The organism is Shewanella sp. MEBiC00475, assembly GCF_005234075.1.
Taxonomy (GTDB): Bacteria; Pseudomonadota; Gammaproteobacteria; order Enterobacterales; family Shewanellaceae; genus Shewanella; species Shewanella polaris.
The window spans coordinates 3294110-3314370 of the sequence record NZ_CP039928.1 but is presented as its reverse complement, the minus strand read 5'-3'; the positions used below and the strand labels follow the sequence as shown (position 1 = coordinate 3314370).

The window sequence follows — 20261 nt, the reverse complement described above, 5'->3', positions numbered from 1 at the left end:
CTTAATCGATATGTTTTGCGCATAATCGTGACAAAATTGTGTAAAACTCGATTTATGCAGCACAATATGCATAAATAGTCACATCTCTACTTATGTTTATTGCTTCACTCTTAATCAGCAGAGAAAACACGATAACATGACTGAAGAGTAAGTCACTCGCTTTTGGACAGAAGCGTGTTAGTGCCTAAGCTCTAACACTTACTATTCGCATTATGATAAGTATGGTGAATTTAGATTAACGCCGCCATCAACTGCGTAGCAACTTAGCGCGTCTTTGTGCGGTACGCACAAATCGTGACAGGTTGCTGCGTCCTGCTGACTGGCTTTGTTGAACGAAGCCGCTCTGCGGCAGAAAAAGATAAAAACCCATCTTTAGCTTCATCATAAATACTTACTAGACCCGCCTAATGAGGCATTTTTCTAGGAGTATGACTATGGACGCTCACGAACAACAACGCTTTGATTTTCTTTATCAACAACATCTTACCAATTTAACACTGCAAGGCAAGCGCCCCGCTACCATCGATGCTTACAGTCGCGCCGTGAGGCGCATTAGCGCTTATTTTGACTGTTGCCCTGATAACCTTTCAACCGATGATTTGAAGCGTTATTTTGCTGATTTAATTGCCTCTCACTCCTGGAGTACCGTAAAACTCGACCGCAATGGATTACAGTTTTTCTACCGGTATGTCCTTAATCAATCTTGGGAGTGGCTCAACATTGTTAAGCCGCCGCAGGTCAAACGCCTACCGGATATTCTAACCCCTGCCGAAGTCTCAATCGTCATTAGCCTCACCCATAAGCTGCGATATCAAGTGTGCTTTTTAACCTTATACAGTATGGGGTTGCGCCTCGGTGAAGCAATTTCATTACAGGTTGGCGATATCGATTCAGCGTTGATGCAGGTGCATGTTCGTGACGCCAAAGGCGGCAAGGATAGGCTAGTACCTTTACCATAACGCACATTGTTAGCGCTTCGGTATTACTGGCAAACCCATCGCCATCCTCGGCATGTATTTCCCGGTAAAGATGGCAAGCCAGACTCGCTGATGGACCGCGGTGGTATTCAAAAGGCCATGAAAAAAGTGATTTCTGAGTGCAACATTCACAAATCTATCAGTCCACATAATTTACGTCATAGCTATGCGACTCATTTGCTAGAGCAAGGATTAGATTTACGCTCAGTACAACACTTGCTCGGTCACAACAGCCTAAACACCACAGCAAGGTATACACGTCTCACTCATATTACCCGTAAAAACACGGCCTTGTCGGTTAACCAGCTCACTAATAATTTGGTGTTGAAGTGGGAGTGCGAGATATGAAGTTTATCGATATTTTACGTGACCATCTTGATGCGTTTAATCAAGCTTATGATGGCCAAATAACAACATCAATGCGCCATGCCATTAATGCCATGCTGAGCTGTCGCGTTCACACCCAAAGAGCTAGCCACTGGGTTTGTAAGGGGTGTACTCATACAGCAGATTTCCCGCTATCATGTGGTCATCGCAGTTGTCCCCAATGCCAGTACAACACCACAGCAGATTGGTTAGCTAAGCAACAGGCTAAATTGTTATCTGTCGATTACTTTATGGTGACATTTACTTTGCCATATGAGCTGCGTGTGGTTGCTAAATATCAACCGGAAGTACTCTATCCAGCCATGTTTTCAGTGGCTGCCAGTGTGCTCAAAGACTTTGCACTTAACTCACCAAAACTTGCCGGTGATATTGGTTTCACTGGCGTGCTGCATACTCACAGCCGGCGGCGAGATTTACATCCGCATATTCACTTTATTATTCCAGCGGGCAGTTTCAACAAAACCCAACAACACTGGAAAAAGAATAAGGGCAAATACCTGTTCAACGCTTTCAATTTAGCTAAAGTGTGGCGCGCACGTTTACTGGAACAGTTGGCAAAACTGAATCTCAAACTGCCAACCTCACTGCCGAAAAAGTGGGTGGTTGATTGCCAGCATATGGGTAAAGGTTTGCCTGCACTGCAATATCTATCACGCTATCTTTATCGCGGCGTACTGCCAGACAAAAGCATCAAAAGTGATGTCGATGGGCTTGTTAGTTTTGAGTATAAAGACAGTCAAACTCAGTCTACAAAAGTACGAACCTTACCCGCTACTGAATTTCTCTGGTTAATACTGCAACACGTATTACCGAAAGGGTTACGACGAGTGAGAGACTATGGATTACTCAGAGGCAATGCTAAAAAACTCAGGCTACAAATACAACTGATGCTGGCGGTTGCTGGGGCTGTATTTCCAATCATTCCCGAGATAAAGCGCAGATTAGCAACACGCCGTTGCCCCTGTTGTCAGCAACCAATGCACTTTATGGGCATAGTGAAACGACCGACAAACTTAATACCCTGAACCTAATGTTGAAAATGATAATAAGGATAATGGCTTAACTGAATACCGTGGAGGGTTAATTTAAGATACTGAAATATAGTGTTAAAAAAATTAGCAGAGGGGGCTAAGGGAGCTTGCTGACTACAGAAAATTAGCACGATAACTATCACATCAAACAGCGCGTTTTCTCGAGCTGTTAATTACATAATAAAGAGTCACTTTCAGGTGTTCGGGCTTGTTCAACACTTGGGATAAGGACGCGGCTTCGCGCGGCCTATCCTTATTAGTTAGGCTTCAGCTTCATTAAATAAACCACCAAATGCTTTGTTCATCCTTGAAATGTTATTATTTAAGGCAGTTACAAAAACATCAGAGTCACCATCATTATCAAGTTCTTTTCTTAACGCAATGGTCATTGGCGGAAGTAATGATAATAAGCGGCCATGTTCTTTAATACACTGTCTTGCATAATTTATATTCAGTGGACCTAAGATGGCTTTCTGTTTTTCCATAGCTGTTGTGCTGCTAACTACGATATTTTCTTGAGTTTCATAACTTTTGCTTAAATAGTCAAAAGTATTCGGATCTTTTCTGCCTTGAAAGTTAAACTCTTTCATCATCAACAAGATTCTGTTTTTCTCTGCGTTTGCAGTCGCAATAGTAGACTGGTAAATCTCAATAGCCTTTTTATGATCTAAAAGAATAGCCCTCTCTTTCATTAAAATAAGCAGCGATTCAGCAATCTCTGCGGAATAGTTCAAAATATCCGCAACTGACTCTTCCTTAGCGACTAAATATGATTTAGCGACAATACCGCTATGGCCTTCAATATTTTTATTAATATCTTTTTCTGACATCTCTAGATTCATCAGTCTTGGGATAACTCCCAAAACATCAGCAAAGGAACTTGCAACATTCAAAAAAACTTCTTTTTTAGTGCTAATTTTTGCTCAAATTGAAACTTCTCTTTTTCATGGAGAAGTACCGAGGCTTGGCGCTTCGCATTTCCTTTGTTTGTTAGATATACTCCGAAAAATGTAAGGCATGACGCAATAATCGCACTCCAAATAACGTTTGGAACTTTAGAAATCCAGTAGATTAATACTTCCATAGTTTAATACCTAATGTAGCCTAACGTTTGTATATACGACCTGCGCGTTTTGCCAAGTCCCCTCAAGAAAGCGTGCACGGGCATCAAGCCTTATATCTGTATCAATACAATGCATTACGACAAATTAAACCAAATTGTATCCAATACACCTATTGATAAAACTTAGTCGCACACTTTACTTGCCTGCTATCTCAGCTATTCAAGGTCGCACACTTTCATCCTACTGAATTTACATAGTTTATTAACACCCCACAATAGTAAATTGGGAATGATTGTTGATTTTTTGGCTTGATGTGTTGGAAAAGCCAATACGACTGTGTAGGTACACTGCTGTATTGAGGTGTTAGGAATGAAGCACTCTAGTCCTTTTTTGGCGAACAGTGAGGTCATCTCTTGATTTTTCGTCTCACATTAGATGAAATATGACAAAAGCTGATAAACAAGATATAAACAAACTGTCTCCCTAGCTAACTTTGGGGCAAAGGTAGGTTGGATTGGTTCATATCGGGTGATGTTCATCCTCATATGCTTCAACAAAAGAAATGAGCTTTTCAAGCACATCACCTTCTGGCGTATTAAGCTCAGCATCTAATAAGGCTTCAATTCTTTTTAGTGCCGTTGTGTAATCGCTTTCAGACGCTTTTAACCCCATCTCGGATAGTGAGGCTGAAGCTAGCTCATCGGCATGAGTATTATAGGGAGTTAACCCTTCTACGAGTTCGCTTTCTGAATATATTTTCTTGCTCACAATCTCCCTCCTCACATATAGGACAATACATTAGTTAGAGTCTAGCAAAATCAAAGCCTCACTTATATTAGCTATCAAGCTCGTAACAAACATTGAGGCAGAAGTTAGTTGAGTTCTTTGTGTATCATAAACAATAAAAAACCTCTTCTCATAACATCAAGAAGAGGTTTTCTGCCTATACGGCAGATATAAAAGCATGATTAATTGGATGTATTTCACTGACATTTTCAGCTACCTATTCGGCAGGTCACTCGTATGTTCCATATTCTGCAAACAAAGCAGAATTTTTAGCTGCCTATTCGGCAGGTCACAGCATGGCACCAGCACTTCTTAGCTCGTCATAATTTTTAGCTGCCTATTCGGCAGGTCACAATGAACATACCAAAAATAACTGCATAAAATCAATACTTAAAAATGAAATATGACTAAATACCATCACAAACCAAAGGCGATTATTAAACCTATATTTCAATAACTTACTAAGCTTTTAAAAAATATCGTTAATCACCATCTAGCAAATTAGATAAATCAGGAACAGTGCCATTCAACTCCTGATTCGTTGCAAAGCCATAGCGATTAAACACAGCTTTATCTTGTTTTTCTACAATGCATTTTTGAATATGGAGAATGTAATCTTGGTTATTACTTTGGCTGCTGATTGCGATTCGATGAAAAGTATCAAATTCTCGAAGTTCACTATTTTTTTTTGGTTCAAAATGTTCACCTCTGAGCAATGCCCTTTGTTCCAATCGCTTTAACCGTCTCCTGGCCTCGCCAACAAACATTTTTGCAATGCCTTGGTTACGCTTAAATCTGACTTCACCACAGCCTGTTGGCACGGTGCTAACCTCACCAACCTCAAAGAAGCCACACTCCTTCATATCTTGAAAATAAGATTGCAGCCTCAAAGCATTTAAAACATTAGAATCAGTATGGATAAAAGCGATAATGTTACCAATAGACTCACCTGACCAAGCAGGAAAACTTACCCCAAGACCTTGAATATCATGCTTACAGATATAACCATGCATGATAGAAATGCAACGTCCGGTCAATAGAGCCAAGTTTGCTTCTTTTGGTACAAAGCGCAACATAAAGTAATACCGTTCCATGCTATACCTTCTTCTTAGCTTCAGCTTTTTTCTGGAACATCCCACCCTTTATCAAAACAGCAAATAAATAATAAATATCATCACTTATAGCGTTTTCGGTGCTGTGTATCTGCTTAGCAAGCTCACTCAGATAAAGTTCAGTATTAACGAATAAAGAATAAAAACTCCGTTTAGACTCAGGGGTTCGTCGCGCTATACCTACCTCATTGTCTGCACCGTATTCATGAACACGTAATCGCTTGTCGACATCATCGTCCCACCAATCATCAATCAATTGCAGTGCAGCACCTATTTTTACTGAGTTAAAACTAACAGCTAAACGACCGTCGATACATTTAACCTTAGAAAATTGTTTAGACGCTTCACCATTAGCAGCCTTCTCACCAAGAATTTGACTTGGATAGACTTCCTGGCAAAAAGTAGTTTGAATTTTGGCGGTTATGTCTGCACTCCAAAATATGGAACTATCAGATAAAGCATGGTAAATCTCTTCGCTTAACGCCTCTAAAACTTGCTGTGCATCAGAAGGCCAAGCGCTTTCCCATGCAAGCTGTCGAGTGTTGACTATTTGATAATATTTCCCCGAGCTCGTTTTGATTTCAATCTGAGTATCACCTGTATTTTGGTTGCGCCATAACCAAGTACCCAATAACAAATTTTTGCAGTATCTCGTCGCAAGCTCTTTATAACCGCCACACTCTTTGAATTTTTCGGCCAAATCCGTTAGCAAATCAAAGATCTCAGGTTCACTGCATCCAGCAGGCTTAAGTGAATTAGCCTGAATTCTCAAAGAGAAACGGCAATAAAGATATTCAACATTTGGAGGAACATAGCAATCTTCTATTACCAAAGGATTAGAATAAGCCAAGTCCTGAGGTGCCAAGTTTTTAGGTTTAAATTGAGGTGTAAACGCTTCAGTAAAACCAGCCTTCTGACCACGAATCCGGCTTATTTCAGCCTCAAGGGGAATAAAATCATTATCGTTTGTTTTATAGAAAAAAACGGCCTTACCTGGGTATAAAGAACGGTCATATTTTAAAACATTGCATAACTCCATAAAGCTCCCTTAAATCCGTTTCATCAGCATTGAGGTCTCTTTTATATCAAGCATCCAAAATGCCCGTCTGAAAAAATTATGCATTCCTTGCAACCTAATATCAATTGCCGTCGCGCAATCTACGACACCGATAGCTGATTCAGCATAGCAATGCTGTAACTCAATTGACCTCTTCCTGGCTTGCGGTGCTTCGAGCAAAAGATAGCCCATCATCACCGGACATAACGAGACATTTTGCTTCAATAGCACTAACAACTCATCGAGGCTATTTATTGAATGTCTTGTCGGCATAATCCATTTTCCAGATGCTGGTAATCTTCTCAGCTTAGAATACAGAAGAACTTCAGAGCGATATAACGCGCACCAATCAATGGTCTTATCAATTTCAGGAGGATGCATCACCCCTCCAGCAAAATTAGCAGGGAAGCTTGCTTGAATTATACCGATAGAAAAATCAAGTTCAGTTAACTCTTCTTCATAGCCATCAATATGTATAACGAGATCGAACACTAAGTCGCAATAACGATTATCTAAAATACCAGCTCTTCTAAATTGATTTTCTTTCGGCCCTTGCATGCCATATTCGGGTAGTTTCTTGCCTGTAACAGATGAGCACTGACGGATAAACCATGAGAATGATGTCATTCGTAGCGTTGTGCCCAACCTTTCATTTAAACGTCGTTGATAATTATGCATCATCCCCCAAACTGCCGTTAATGATGGAATACCAACGCAGTATGGGTTCGATAAAGCTTGAGCATCAAATACGCGTATGCCCTTCAAATATAAATAACGATGCTGAAGATTTTCATCATCAGTAGATAAAATATTAGACTCTTGAGATATATTCACTAACAGCCATTTTAAAGACTCTTTTAGTGGCTTCATCAACTTTTGATTAAAAGCATACTTACTTGTAACAACAGAATGAGATAACACTGAATTTAACAAGCTAAACAAAAGTGGTAATAACTCAAGTAACTGCTCATTTTCTGCTATTAGAAATCGGTACTCTAAAGAGCCTTTAATTTCTGACAATTCAGCTAGAGATACATTATTTTCGATAATAGCTAAGCGCAGTTCTAACAATGGGACTAACCAAGCTGATAAAGTAGATCGTATTTGTTTAATACTTGCCACCTTCTGCTGTCGACGTTGCTTTAGCGCTAAGGCTAATCCAACCGACGACAAACCAGCCAAAGCTCCAGTAAAGTCTTTTTGAAATAACACCTTATTATTTAATACTGACTCACGACGCAGCACTCTAACCAACCATGAAGTATTTTGTTCGGCCTCTGATTGAGAAATTCTTGGCGGGTAATTTAATACTTTAATATTGCCGCCAAGCGAGGCGGCTAAGTCGCCAACCGACGCTGGTCGGGTAAACCCGATGCTGGTATAGCGACATTGCTTTGCCATAGCCACTTTTTGTAGCTCAGATTGCAAAACATGACTAATCACAGGTGTTATCGATAAATAACTATCTCGATAAGGCATACGGACTTGAATAGAGAACTTATCAACACTATCAGGGCTTTCTATTTTAGGAAGTAATCCCTTAATCCTGCCACACAAATTATTGAAATTTTTAACAGCTAAACCAAGAGCTTGAAAAGCAACTTTCCAGTCTGCCGGAGCCACTGCTAATATGGTCGCGAGGCAACATAGTTGTCCCTGCCAAATAAACTGGCTACCAAATAACTTTGCAAAATTCACTTTCGCACTATCATGAGACCACCCCAAAGTCTGCTCATAATTAGCACTACTCAATATTGCCGCATTTAAGCTCGGTGATGGTAAAATCAATCTTTGCTTACTTACTCTTATGTCAGGGTATTTAAGGTTATGAGTGTGCAACCATAAAACTTCATTTAAACAATGATCTAAGTGAACCTCATTTTGCAGGGTTTTCTTTGCTAAACCTTTATCAAGCAAGTCGTCTACTAATTTCCTCGAATAAGTCAGGTTAAGTAAAATAACAAGCACAATACTTTCATATCCAGTGATATCTAATGGTTCTGTATAGGCTGTAAATCCACGTCGCAGAGCATTATCACGATCCTGAATATCGTCAATTTCCAGTAACTGTTTGAAATGAGTAATATCTACCATGCTGATAAGTACATTCCTTGTCTATCTGAGCCAAAACTACATTTATACTCAATAACTTGTCTTAAATAAAACACCCCAATATAAGGATCAACTCGCTGCTTCATTTTCTGCCGATACCCCGAAGCCAAAACCCCATCTTGATAGAGTCGATACACTTGTTCGTGGGGGGTTGATAGTAGCACCGCAGTTTCAGCCACTGACACCAACATATCAGCCACATTAGGCTTTTTAGACTTAGGATGCGACTCAACTAACTTGCAAATGTATTTCATTAAGCCAATATAGATAAAATGTGGCTCTTTACCCTCAGGCAATAAACACTGGGAGTCTAAAATCAGATCACCAAAAATAAACTTAAATGATGTTCGATTAAAAAGGTCAATTAGCCCCAACTCGGCACCTTTACTTATCTCATCTAATTCTTGATCAAATCCAATAGGCCAGTTTTCAAAATAACTTATAGACGCATGTGCTAGATCTTCAAAATAGACTTCATGACGCTTATAAAACCAAAGCAAAGCAGCAAATCGATGAGTCGCAGATGTGCCCATAAATAACAGAGGGTTGTTAGATAAAGCATCACCATCAAATAAGCTACGTGACAATAAAACCGCCTGGTTATCAGCTTTCGCGCTAAGAGCAGTAGCAAACTCAAAGCCACAAGCACAGTGAGTAATGGACTCGTTCTCAATGTAATTGATAGGCAACTGACACTCAGGGCATTGATGAAGAAGTTCACACTCATGCTTGGCACATGCATTAATAGGTTTCAAATGCCAAATCTGGCGAATATAAGGATCTTCTTTAATGCATTGAGGACAAATCGGCACACTTTCAATACCCTCCTCATCTGCGTAACGAATAAAGCTCAACGGAATATCAACACCATTACGGTGCACTGCCGACATACCGCCAACGAACGTTCTACTCGAGCGTAGTAAGGCCAGTTTTTGTAGTTCGTGTGGAGGTAGATCAAGAAGGGTTTCTAGCAAGCTCAACGCTCGCATTCTAAAGTGGCTATTGTGTTTGGCGTGGTAAACATTAAGGCGTTTTAAATCGACAGGGAACGCACCATGGGCCTCAAAATCAAGCTCATGAAGTTCTTCACGTATTGCTAAGCTGAGCTGCTCATAAGTATCAAAAAAGTTCTCTGCCACAACACGTAGCAAGTAACTTTCCAGCGATTCATCTTTAAACGCACGAGATTTAGGTGAAAATAGAAAAGCCATACCATACCAAAAACTAAGGAATTCTTAGTCAACACTAACCTGTCTAGTTTTTGTTATCAAGTGCCAAAAATTATTTCAACAACTGATTTATAAAACGAAAGATTTACCCTCGTAAACTAAAAAGTGCTCACCTTCGCAAGGTGATCACTTTAAGTATAAAAACACCTTTAATTACTGAGGATTAAGTGTTTATATATTACCTGTACAGTTAAGTTATTTTCTGGAGAGGTATCTGTGAGCCCGTTTCTCTTAAAAAGAAAAAACGTCAAAAAAGTATTCACTGAAAGGGATAGAATTAATCAGCAGTTTGCCGACGCTAAACGTGCACAAACTGCAAAAATGAAGGCATCAAAAGACAATCAAGAGCAAATTCTCGCAGAAGAAGAGAGGAAGATCATAGCGCTAGAGAAAATAGCTGACCAAAAACGCCTCTTAGCTCTTCAGCCTTTAGTTGAAATGCTCGAGTCAAATTACCTCCAAGCAGATCAATACTACAAAGAGCATATTCAACAACTCGTCCCACAACACTATTACAATCAATTACGCATAAATTTCATTAAAAGCTGGCTTGCAAAACATTTACCGACAAGTGATAAAACAGTGACATTAGACGACGAGCAAGCACTCGCTGTAGCATCCGTTAATGGTAATATTCAGGTACTTGCAAGGGCCGGAAGCGGTAAAACAACCACATTAGTACTTAGAGCCTATTTTTTAGTAAAGCACTGCGGAGTACATCCACAAGAGTTGCTATTGTTGGCGTTTAATAAAAAAGCAGCTCAAGAAGTGCGGAAAAAACTACTCTTTCTATTGCATCCATCTGCTAAAAAATGCTTTCAACAGAAACTAAAAGATAATAAACAAACCAATAAACGCGACACTACATCTCAACTTGAGTCAAAAGTCATAGAGCATGTCATTCAAGAAGAAAACTTATTACTGCCATACGTTTTTACTTTCCACGCGTTAGCGTATGCAATCGTACATCCAGATGAGCCTCCACTTCACGACACTGAAAATACACCTATGCTCAGTCGCTTAACCCAAGGAATCATTGATTCGTATCTTCAAACTGATAATTATCGATACGCCATCAGAGATTTAATGATGGCTCACTTTAAAGAAGATTGGCAAAAAATCATTGCCGGCGGATTTGAACAAGACCAAAAGACTTTTTTATATTACCGACGCTTACTGCCTCAACTTTCGTTAAAAGGTGAATATGTAAAATCCTATGGAGAGAAGCTTATTGCCGACTTTCTGTTTGAACATGATATTGACTACAAATACGAACGAAATCATTACTGGAGTGGTATTAATTACCGTCCAGATTTCACCCTATTCGCAACGGCAAAAAGTGGTGTCATCATTGAGTATTTCGGCCTTAAAGGCGACCAAGACTATGATGAATCGAGCCAACAAAAACAACAATATTGGGCTAAAAAAAAGAACTGGCACCTACTTACATTTAGCCCAAATGATATAACCTCACAAGGTAACCAGGCATTTTTAAACATCCTTAAAAAACATCTAGAATCACATGGTTTTGCCTGTAACAAACTACCAGATGAAGAAATATGGCAACGTTGTAAAACCAGAGCAATAGACCGTTTTACGAAAGCAATGGTCGCATTTATAGGTAAAGCCAGAAAACAATCTCTGTCGCATGCCGATTTAATGGTAAAAAAACAATCTTATATGGCTGGTTCTCAAGTCGAATCAACGTTTATTGAATTCGCCATTCAGTTTTATGCAGACTACTTAAACACTCTTGAAAATACCGGCGATGATGATTTTGATGGTCTAATACAAAAAGCCAGTGTCATGATTGCCGATGGTCAAAATATCTTTGAAACTAAAAATTTCACGGGGAATTTATCAAACTTAAAGTATATCTTTGTCGATGAATACCAAGATTTTTCACCACTCTTTAATCAATTAATCCAATCCATTAAAAAAATCGCAACCCAAGCTGACTTTTTTTGTGTCGGCGACGACTGGCAAGCAATCAATGGATTCGCAGGCTCTAACTTAGAATACTTCACTAATATTAGCGCTTATATTCCGGCACCAATAAAGCTCACCATCACAACAAATTATCGTTCACCAATCCCCATAGTTGATATAGGTAACAGACTAATGCAAGGACTTGGCAAGCCTGCAACAACCCAAAACAACGCCGAGTGCATCCTTAATCTGGTTGATTTAAGTAAATTTGAACCCACAATCGTTGAGCGTGAAAAGCACAGCGGTGACATCCTAACCCCTGCCGTTTTAAGGTTAATAAATCAATCACTGCAAAATGATCAAGACGTCGTATTACTTTGCCGAAAAAATGCGATCAACGGATACATTTTTGAAGCTGCCAGCAAGGTCAACTTAGGTAACACCAAAGGTCTCGAGCGATACCTCACCTTTATTCGAAGCTTCTTCCCCGAAAACCTACGCAGCAAAATCACTATCTCAACAGCTCATAAATACAAAGGGTTAGAAAAGCCAACCGTGATAGTAATGGAGCTAATAAAACGTAATTACCCACTCGTACATCCAGACTGGGTATTTAACCGTTTTTTTGATAGCAATTTAGAGCAAATTATTGATGAAGAAAGAAGGCTATTATATGTAGCGCTAACTCGTGCTGAGAATAACTTATTTATCATCACCGACAGCAAAGAAGCATCGCCATTTCTAGTTAACATTCAAGCCTCACCATTCATGCAAAATATCGAATGGCAGCAATACCCCCCTTTTACCACAGACGCTCAAGCCAGCAGAATTACAATACATGTTAAAAACCGAGGATATGTTGAAATCGGAGGGACTTTTCCCATTAAAGACTTACTACAAGCTTGCAATTACACATGGCAGTCCACCACTAATTCTTGGGTAAAAACCTTTCCTTATGAAGGGTTCTGCATTGATGATTTACGAAGTGAAATTTGGTTTTCTCAAGCCTCAAATATAGAAATTCATGCCCTAGGAGATAACAATTCAAGGCTAGGAAGATGGTATACAAATGAGTAATACCATCACGATTAACAATATCACTCAAGAGATGTATGTTAGTTAGGCAAACCATCAACCAAAAGCATTAACCAAAAAGTCAATTAAAACCATAATTTACTAATATTTAAACAATATGATTTTAAACGTTTACCTAAGCTCAATAAGCCTTATATGATAGCGGTAATGAGCAATAGAAGTGTTCCAGCCAGTTCGCTGCAACACTCAAATCGCGTTACAAAGTGGCAATTCTACTCGCCACCACAAAATACCCAAGAGAGAATCAATGTTAACTGGCAAAATACGTAATCAAATCGACCAAGTGTGGACGATGTTTTGGACCGGCGGTGTCGCCAATCCTATCTCGGTAATTGAGCAAATCTCTTATCTGTTATTTATTCGCCGTTTAGACGAGCTACAACGTACCGCTGAGCGTCGTTCACAAGCCACTGGTATTCCTGTTGCTAACCCAACCTTTGGTCCAGACGAGCAAGCGCTACGCTGGAACAACTTTAAAGATAAAGATCCTAACGTGATGATGGACATAGTCCAAAATCAGGTGTTTCCTAAAATCAAAGCCCTGCACAATGAAGGCAGCTTTGCCGAGCACATGAAAGACGCCATCTTTATGATCCCGTCACCTAAGTTGCTCGACCAAGTAGTGCAACTGCTTAGCGCCATCAACATGGACGACAAAGACACCAAAGGCGACTTATACGAATACCTACTCAGCAAGTTGCAGCAATCAGGCGTAAACGGCCAGTTCCGCACCCCGCGCAATCTAATCCAAATGATGGTTGAGCTAATGCAACCAAAGCTGGGCGACACCATTTGTGACCCATCATCAGGCACCTGCGGCTTTTTAATGGCGGCGCTTGAATACGTTGAAAACAACTATAAGCAAGAGGTCAACAAGCCAGAAAACCGCAAACATGTAAATAATGCCATGTTCACTGGTTTCGACTTTGACAAAAGCATGCTGCGCATTGGCGCCATGAACATGCTACTGCACGGCATTGAAAACCCAAGCGTACTGTATCGTGACAGCTTACAAGACCAAGGCGATGCCAATATCAGCGAGGCCTATAACTTAATTTTGGCTAACCCGCCATTTAAAGGCTCGGTCGATTTTGACATCGTCGCCCCTGACTTACTGCGTGCCTTAGGCAAAAACCCAGCCGCCAAAAAAGCCGCGCCAAAATACAAAACCGAAATTGATGAAAACGGTAACGAGATACAAGTTGAAGTCAAAGCCAAAGGCCCAACCGAAAAGTCTGAGTTACTGTTTTTAGCGCTGATTTTACGCATGCTAAAAGTCGGTGGCCGCGCCGCGGTTATCGTGCCTGACGGAGTATTATTCGGCTCAACTAAATCCCACAAAAGCATTCGCGAAAAAATCGTTAACGAGCAAAAGCTCGAAGCGGTTATTTCCTTGCCATCAGGGGTGTTTAAGCCTTATGCCGGTGTCAGCACCGCGATTTTAATCTTCACTAAAACCAATTCTGGCGGCACCGACAAAGTGTGGTTTTACGACATGCAAGCCGATGGTTTCTCCCTAGATGATAAACGTACACCACTGTTTAAAGATGGCCCAGATGGTAGTAAAGGGCAGCCAACCCACGAGCAAAGCAACATTGCCGATATCATTGCCCGTTATTTAAGTTTAACTAATCCCGATGGCACGCCGAACCTTGCCAGCCCAGAGCACAGCCGCAAAACCACCGAGCAAAGCTTTATGGTGCCAGTAGCAAGCATTACCGCTAACGACTGCGATTTAAGCCTGAATCGTTATAAAGAAGTCATTTATGAAGAAGTGCAGTACGACTCACCAAAAGAGATTTAACGCGGATTAAAACCCTGCAAGACAAGATGGCAAAGGGTGTGCAAGAGTTGGAAGGGTTATTGAAATGAGTTGGCCTTTAGTTAATTTATCTGCAGTCTGCCAAATCGATATGGGGTCTGCGCCCAAAGGTTCGACATATGTTGAACTTGATAAAGGTGTGCCACTCATAGCAGGTGCCGCAGACTATGGTGATGTATTTCCTCGACCAAAGAAAGCAACTCTTGAACCTACAAAGTTATGTGAAGAAGGCGATATCATAATTTGTGTTCGAGCTACAATTGGAGATTTGAATTGGGCGGATAAAGAATATTGTCTCGGGCGTGGTGTTGCGGGACTTAGAGTCCATTATAAAAAATTAGACTCTAAATACTTATGGTATTTTATCGCATCAATCGAAGATGAATTATATCGAAATTCAACGGGTTCGACTTTTCCACAAATAAATAAAAAAATAATCGAAGGACTCCAAATCCCACTCCCGCCACTCGAAACCCAAAAGCAAATTGCGGCGGTGTTAGAAAAAGCCGACCAACTGCGTAAAGACTGCCAACAAATGGAGCAAGAGCTAAACAGCCTCGCCCAGTCAGTGTTTATTGAAATGTTTGGTGATCCAGTGACCAATCCGAAGGAGTGGGAAATAGGAATTATTAGTGATCTTTTATCATCAGCTAACTATGGCACATCCGAAAAGTCATCAACTGAAATATTGAAATATCCAGTGCTCCGCATGAACAATTTAACCTATGAAGGGAATTGGGATTTTACATCTTTAAAGTACATGGATATGGACGAAAAAGATGAAGAGAAATATTTGGTTCAAAATGGTGACATTTTATTTAACAGGACAAACAGCAAAGAACTTGTCGGCAAAACAGCAGTTTATCGAGAAAACAAACTAATGGCATATGCTGGTTACTTAGTTAGAGCACGTTGCAATGAATTAGGTCACCCTGACTATATTTCTTCTTTTATGAACTCTAAATATGGAAAGCAAACTCTTCAATCAATGTGTAAAAGTATTGTTGGGATGGCAAACATTAATGCCAAAGAGTTTCAAAGCATCAATATTGCAAAACCGCCAATAAAATTGCAATTAGACTTTTCAATTCGAATCGCAAAGATTAGAGCTCTGATTCAAGAAGCTAAATTACAAGAAGCTCAATATGAATCAGCCTTTAACGCTTTAATGCAAAAAGCGTTCAACGGCGAACTTAATCTCGATAACGCTAACACTTAATAAGATGTAAAAGGAACTTACATGTCAGATACGGTACAACCTCTAGCTTCCACAGCCACTCATGGCGCTAACTCTCTTGGCATTAGCAATTTTGACTTTATGGACGTGGCGCTTGCAAATGGAGCAGGCAATGATCTGTATTCTATGCGCTGCGCTGAAATACAGCTGCGGGCTAAAAGCGCTGAAGCCAACATAAAAACCGATCCGCGTATTGCAGGTTTTTATGCCCGTAATGCGCTGGAGCTAATGGTTGAAACCGTATTTGACATAGATAATTGGCTAAAACGCCCACGCCATGATGCGACATTAATGTCGCTTATCCACGAAAAAGACTTTAAAGATAACCTCAGCAGTAACTTGTTCCCCAAGCTTAAGCTGATTATCAAAATTGGTAACGAGGCCGTACACGGCAAAAGCGCACTGCCACAACGTGATGCCTTACAATCGGTAAAAGAGCTGCACCATGTGCTGTATTGGTTTGTGCGCACTTATACTCCAGGGCTAGACAGGCAACAATTTAACGTTGCGCCGTTTGATGAAGCATTAATCCCCCACAAGCTTGCCATTGATGCAGGTCTTGTAACTAAGGCGATGAGCAACATTAAGCGAGTGCAAGATCTCGAAAAACAGCTGGCAGAAAGTGACAGTGTTAAGCGTGATGAGTATCAGCAACAGCTGAGTGAAAACGCCGCGTTAAAGGCCGAAAACCAAGCCTTGCTTGAGCAAATCGCCAAAGCCAAACAAAGCGCAGAAACGCAGTTAGATACCCACGATTATAACGAAGCCGAAACCCGCCATTACTTAATCGATGCCCTGCTAAATGAAGCGGGTTGGCCTTTAAACCAAGCACGCGACCGCGAATATCCGGTTAACAGCATGCCTATATCGACAGCTAACCCAAATGGTAATGGGTTTGTGGATTATGTGCTGTGGGGTGATGATGGAACCGCACTGGCGGTGGTAGAGGCCAAACGTACCAGTCGCCGCCCAGAAGATGGCCAACAGCAAGCCAAACTGTATGCCGATTGCTTACAAAAACAGTGTGGCGTGCGCCCAGTGATATTTTACAGCAATGGCTATGAAACCCGTTTGTGGGACGACTATTTTTATCCGCCGCGTAAGGTACAAGGTTTTTATACCAAGGCTGAACTTGAGTTAATGATAAAGCGTCGCAGCGATCGTAAAGCGTTTTTTGTGACGGGTAATGACACCCCGCTGGTTGAAACTGAAAACCTTGATATCAATAACGACATCACTAACCGTCACTATCAAAAAGCGGCAATTACTCATATTTTGCAGGACTTCGAATTAGAACATCAACGCAAAGCTCTGCTCGTCATGGCAACCGGTACAGGTAAAACGCGTACCGTAATAAGCTTGGTCGATTTGCTGGTTAAAAACGATTGGATTAAAAACATCGTTTTTTTAGCCGACCGCAACGCCTTATTAACCCAAGCGAAAAAGAACTTTGTTAAACAGTTGCCGCGTGTAAGCTGTTCTATTTTAAGTTCGGGCCAGAGTAAAGACAGCATTGAAAGCCGCCTGTACTTTGCCACTTACCCGACCATGAAAAACTTACTCGACCGTGGTGCTGATGAGCGACCATTCGGTGTGGGGCATTTTGATTTAATTATTGTCGATGAGGCGCACCGCTCAGTGTATTCAAAGTATCGCCAAATTTTTGAATACTTCGATGGTTTATTAGTTGGCTTAACCGCTACCCCAAAAGATGAAGTTGAAAAAGACACCTATGGTATTTTTGACTTACAAAAAGGCATGCCGACTTACGCCTATGAAGATGTCAGCGCCTATGCCGAAAAGTACCTAGTACCACCGACTAAGATAAGCGTTAAAACTAAATTCTTGCGCGATGGTATTAAATACAAAGAGTTGTCGAAAGATGAACAACTAGTGTGGGAAAGCAAAACAGAGCTTGAGGATCGTGAAGAGGTTTTATCGTCAGAGTTAAATAAATTCTTGTTCAACGAAGATACCGCAGAAAAGATGTTCGCCCAGCTAATGAGTAAAGATTTACTTGGCGGCATTCATGTTGAAGGCGGCGATGTGATTGGTAAAACCATTATATTTGCGACTAACAACGATCATGCAGTATTTTTAGAAACCGTGTTTAACAAGAACTACCCCAAGTGGGCAGGTAAGCTGGCTCGGGTTATTACCTTTAAAGAAACCTATGCCCAAAGTTTAATTGATGAATTTGGCGGTGATGAAAACGATCGTAAAGACTTTGACCCGAAAAATCCGACCTGCCGCATTGCGATATCGGTAGACATGCTCGACACAGGCATTGACGTGCCAGAAGTGATGAACCTGGTGTTTTTTAAGGTTATCCGCTCTAAGGTAAAATTTACCCAAATGATTGGCCGTGGCACACGCTTGTGCCCCGATTTATTTGGCCCTAATGACCATAAAACCACTTTTAAAGTATTCGATTATTGTCAGAACTTTGAATACTTTGACGCTAATCCTGAAGGTTTACCCATAAGTGTTGCTCAACCGGTGACTCAACAAGTGTTTGAGAAGCGGGTAAAGCTGAGTACCTTGCTTAACCATCGCCTGCAAGATGAAAGTTACCAAGACAAATACCCAGAAGATTGTGATTTATTACGTGGGTTAAATACCTATCAGCTTGATATGTTGCATCATCAAGTGACAGGTATGAACCTAGATAACTTTATTGTTCGCCCTAAACGTCAAGCGGTTGAACCCTTTTTAGAGCGCACTTATTGGAACAATATTGATGACACTAAGTTTACTGAGCTAGAAAGCCATGTATCTGTGTTACCCACGGAGGCAGAAGCCTTTAATCAAGATGAGCAACCCAATAACTTATCCAACCGTTTTGACAATATCATCTTAACTATGCAATTGGCTTTGCTTGAAAAAGGTATGGTGCCTGAGCAATCTCGATTACGGGTGATGGAATTTGCTCAGTTACTGGAAGAAAAAGATAATATTCCAGCCATTCAGGCACAATTACAGCTGATACAAGACATACAAACCCATGAGTTTTGGCAAGATATTCATCTAGTGACATTGGAAGACATTCGTAAACGGTTACGCAATTTAATGTTCGCCATAGATAAAGAAAAAAAAGAAGTGGTTTACACCAATTTTATTGATGATGTGCAAGGCGTTGATGATGTTACCAGCGTTTATCAAAGCCCAACCATGGACTTAGCTCAGTATCGTAAAAAAATTGAGCTGTATATTAAAGATCATCAAGACCAGTTAACCATTCAAAAGCTCAAACGTAATATGCCAATTACTCAATCGGACTTAGACGTACTCGATGGTTTATTGCTTGAAGCCAGTGGCATGAGTGACATTGATGTTTATCATGCCCAAATACTGCAAGAGAAGCCCTTAGGCACGTTTATTCGTCAGTTAGTAGGACTTGACTTAAATGCCGCTAAAGAAGCCTTCAGTAGCTTTTTAGACGCTGGCGTATACAACGCGGAACAAATTAACTTTGTGAATCAAGTCATCGATCATTTAGTGCATAACGGCGTACTCGATATGGCACAAATATTTGAACCACCATTTACTGATTTTCATGGCGAAAGCGCCTACGGCTTTTTTGACGAAGGTAAAGTGGTAGTGCTGTTTGGGGTGATCAGGAAAGTGAATGCCAATGCGAATGCCGCTGATGAGCCGATGACGGCTTGATGCTGCTAATAATTAGGGATGAAGATTAGTCGTGGAATATTTATATGAATACATTGATGACCTATTAAGGTTACAGTCAAGAGCCGTTGAAAAGTATAACCATAAAGGAATTCTTGGTGAAGCCCGTGAAGAATTTGTTCATTCTGAAATCAAGTCAAGAATTGATAACTTAGCTAATAGACTTCATAAAGGAGAGGTTTACTTTAAAGATGAAGAATTTGGTCAGCATGACATTATTTTGCGAAAAAGAAATACCCTGAATAGCTCTCTTGGTCGACAGATACGGATAAGTTCGTAAGAGTGTGCTGCTATTATTGAAGTTAAAACGAACGCAAGTTAACCGAAATAAGAGATTTTGAAGAAAAATCAAAAAAATTAAAACAAAGCATGCCTAACCTTATTTGTGGCATGTTCTGCTACAAGATTAGTGGTAAAACAAGTACAGTTCTCGAGCGTTCAGGTTTCAAGTTTGATCACGAATATCAACTTTTTGAACGAGACTCATCCAAAAAAAACGTATGCTCATATTGACTTTATCCTCTGCCTGGATAATGACGTTGAAGTCAATGAAACCGCTCATATGAAAGAGGATATTACATATTCCAAGGGGTTTTTCTTAAAGAAAGAGCATGATGAGTACGAATTGTTTCACTCAGCTCCGTTCTCAAAAATGCTTTTTCAAGAATTGATGAGAGCTGATGAACTGAATGTTTAATGGCTTAATTTAACAACTATCGTTCTGAATAATATAGGA

The 20261-nt window shown here is 40.4% G+C and carries 13 protein-coding genes and 1 pseudogene; 8 read left to right on the top strand and 6 right to left on the bottom strand.

Annotated features, from left to right (window positions below; genetic code table 11):
- The first annotated feature begins 407 nt into the window (after positions 1 to 407).
- Both FCN25_RS14790 and FCN25_RS14785 read left to right on the top strand, forming a co-directional pair.
- Positions 408 to 1325 (top strand): annotated as a pseudogene (locus FCN25_RS14790) (tyrosine-type recombinase/integrase).
- Positions 1322 to 2389 carry an IS91 family transposase gene (locus FCN25_RS14785; RefSeq protein WP_137226056.1) on the top strand — a complete coding sequence of 356 codons (1068 nt, stop codon included), beginning with the start codon at positions 1322 to 1324 and terminating at the stop codon, positions 2387 to 2389. The pseudogene FCN25_RS14790 and the gene FCN25_RS14785 overlap by 4 nt, the downstream one beginning before the upstream one ends.
- Before the next feature lie 266 nt (positions 2390 to 2655).
- On the opposite strand, the gene FCN25_RS14780 is transcribed toward FCN25_RS14785, so the two are convergent.
- The 6 genes from FCN25_RS14780 to FCN25_RS14755 form a co-directional block, all read right to left on the bottom strand.
- A complete protein-coding gene (locus tag FCN25_RS14780) occupies positions 2656 to 3288 on the bottom strand; it encodes a chromosome partitioning protein ParA (RefSeq protein WP_254693656.1) in 633 nt (210 codons plus the stop codon).
- Between the two features lie 690 nt (positions 3289 to 3978).
- Positions 3979 to 4227: a hypothetical protein gene (locus FCN25_RS14775; protein WP_137226054.1), complete on the bottom strand. Its 249-nt coding sequence runs from the start codon at positions 4225 to 4227 to the stop codon at positions 3979 to 3981.
- Positions 4228 to 4727: 500 nt separating this feature from the next.
- Entirely contained in the window at positions 4728 to 5321 is a 594-nt protein-coding gene (gene cas6f, locus FCN25_RS14770) for a type I-F CRISPR-associated endoribonuclease Cas6/Csy4 (RefSeq protein WP_254693655.1), read from the bottom strand.
- 19 nt (positions 5322 to 5340) lie between these two features.
- A complete protein-coding gene (gene csy3 / locus FCN25_RS14765; protein WP_137226050.1) occupies positions 5341 to 6396 on the bottom strand; it encodes a type I-F CRISPR-associated protein Csy3 in 1056 nt (351 codons plus the stop codon).
- 9 nt (positions 6397 to 6405) lie between these two features.
- Positions 6406 to 8508 carry a type I-F CRISPR-associated protein Csy2 gene (locus FCN25_RS14760; RefSeq protein WP_137226049.1) on the bottom strand — a complete coding sequence of 701 codons (2103 nt, stop codon included), beginning with the start codon at positions 8506 to 8508 and terminating at the stop codon, positions 6406 to 6408.
- Entirely contained in the window at positions 8502 to 9737 is a 1236-nt protein-coding gene (locus FCN25_RS14755) for a TniQ family protein (protein ID WP_137226046.1), read from the bottom strand. Before FCN25_RS14755 ends, FCN25_RS14760 begins: the two co-directional genes overlap by 7 nt.
- Positions 9738 to 9971: 234 nt before the next feature.
- Between FCN25_RS14755 and FCN25_RS14750 the strand changes: the two genes are divergently transcribed.
- From FCN25_RS14750 to FCN25_RS14725, 6 genes are all read left to right on the top strand, one after another.
- Positions 9972 to 12761, top strand: coding sequence for a UvrD-helicase domain-containing protein (locus FCN25_RS14750; RefSeq protein ID WP_137226044.1), 2790 nt, complete (start codon positions 9972 to 9974; stop codon positions 12759 to 12761).
- Positions 12762 to 13026: 265 nt separating this feature from the next.
- Entirely contained in the window at positions 13027 to 14583 is a 1557-nt protein-coding gene (locus tag FCN25_RS14745) for a class I SAM-dependent DNA methyltransferase (protein ID WP_254693654.1), read from the top strand.
- A 64-nt stretch (positions 14584 to 14647) separates the two neighbouring features.
- Complete coding sequence (locus FCN25_RS14740; protein ID WP_137226042.1) at positions 14648 to 15820, top strand: restriction endonuclease subunit S; 1173 nt, start codon at positions 14648 to 14650, stop codon at positions 15818 to 15820.
- Between the two features lie 21 nt (positions 15821 to 15841).
- Complete coding sequence (locus FCN25_RS14735; protein WP_137226040.1) at positions 15842 to 19507, top strand: DEAD/DEAH box helicase family protein; 3666 nt, start codon at positions 15842 to 15844, stop codon at positions 19505 to 19507.
- Between the two features lie 31 nt (positions 19508 to 19538).
- The gene (locus FCN25_RS14730) at positions 19539 to 19805 is read left to right on the top strand and encodes a hypothetical protein (RefSeq protein ID WP_137226038.1); all 267 of its coding nucleotides are present in this window, start codon (positions 19539 to 19541) and stop codon (positions 19803 to 19805) included.
- A 171-nt stretch (positions 19806 to 19976) separates the two neighbouring features.
- Positions 19977 to 20222, top strand: coding sequence for a hypothetical protein (locus FCN25_RS14725; protein ID WP_137226036.1), 246 nt, complete (start codon positions 19977 to 19979; stop codon positions 20220 to 20222).
- The last annotated feature ends 39 nt before the right edge of the window (positions 20223 to 20261 follow it).

Bases quoted from the DNA above. Each gene is read 5' to 3' on its own strand.
- FCN25_RS14785 (WP_137226056.1), top strand. From the start codon at position 1,322: ATGAAGTTTATCGATATTTTACGTGACCATCTTGATGCGTTTAATCAA.
- cas6f (WP_254693655.1), bottom strand. From the start codon at position 5,321: ATGTTGCGCTTTGTACCAAAAGAAGCAAACTTGGCTCTATTGACCGGA.
- csy3 (WP_137226050.1), bottom strand. From the start codon at position 6,396: ATGGAGTTATGCAATGTTTTAAAATATGACCGTTCTTTATACCCAGGT.
- FCN25_RS14760 (WP_137226049.1), bottom strand. From the start codon at position 8,508: ATGGTAGATATTACTCATTTCAAACAGTTACTGGAAATTGACGATATT.
- FCN25_RS14755 (WP_137226046.1), bottom strand. From the start codon at position 9,737: ATGGCTTTTCTATTTTCACCTAAATCTCGTGCGTTTAAAGATGAATCG.
- FCN25_RS14745 (WP_254693654.1), top strand. From the start codon at position 13,027: ATGTTAACTGGCAAAATACGTAATCAAATCGACCAAGTGTGGACGATG.
- FCN25_RS14740 (WP_137226042.1), top strand. From the start codon at position 14,648: ATGAGTTGGCCTTTAGTTAATTTATCTGCAGTCTGCCAAATCGATATG.
- FCN25_RS14735 (WP_137226040.1), top strand. From the start codon at position 15,842: ATGTCAGATACGGTACAACCTCTAGCTTCCACAGCCACTCATGGCGCT.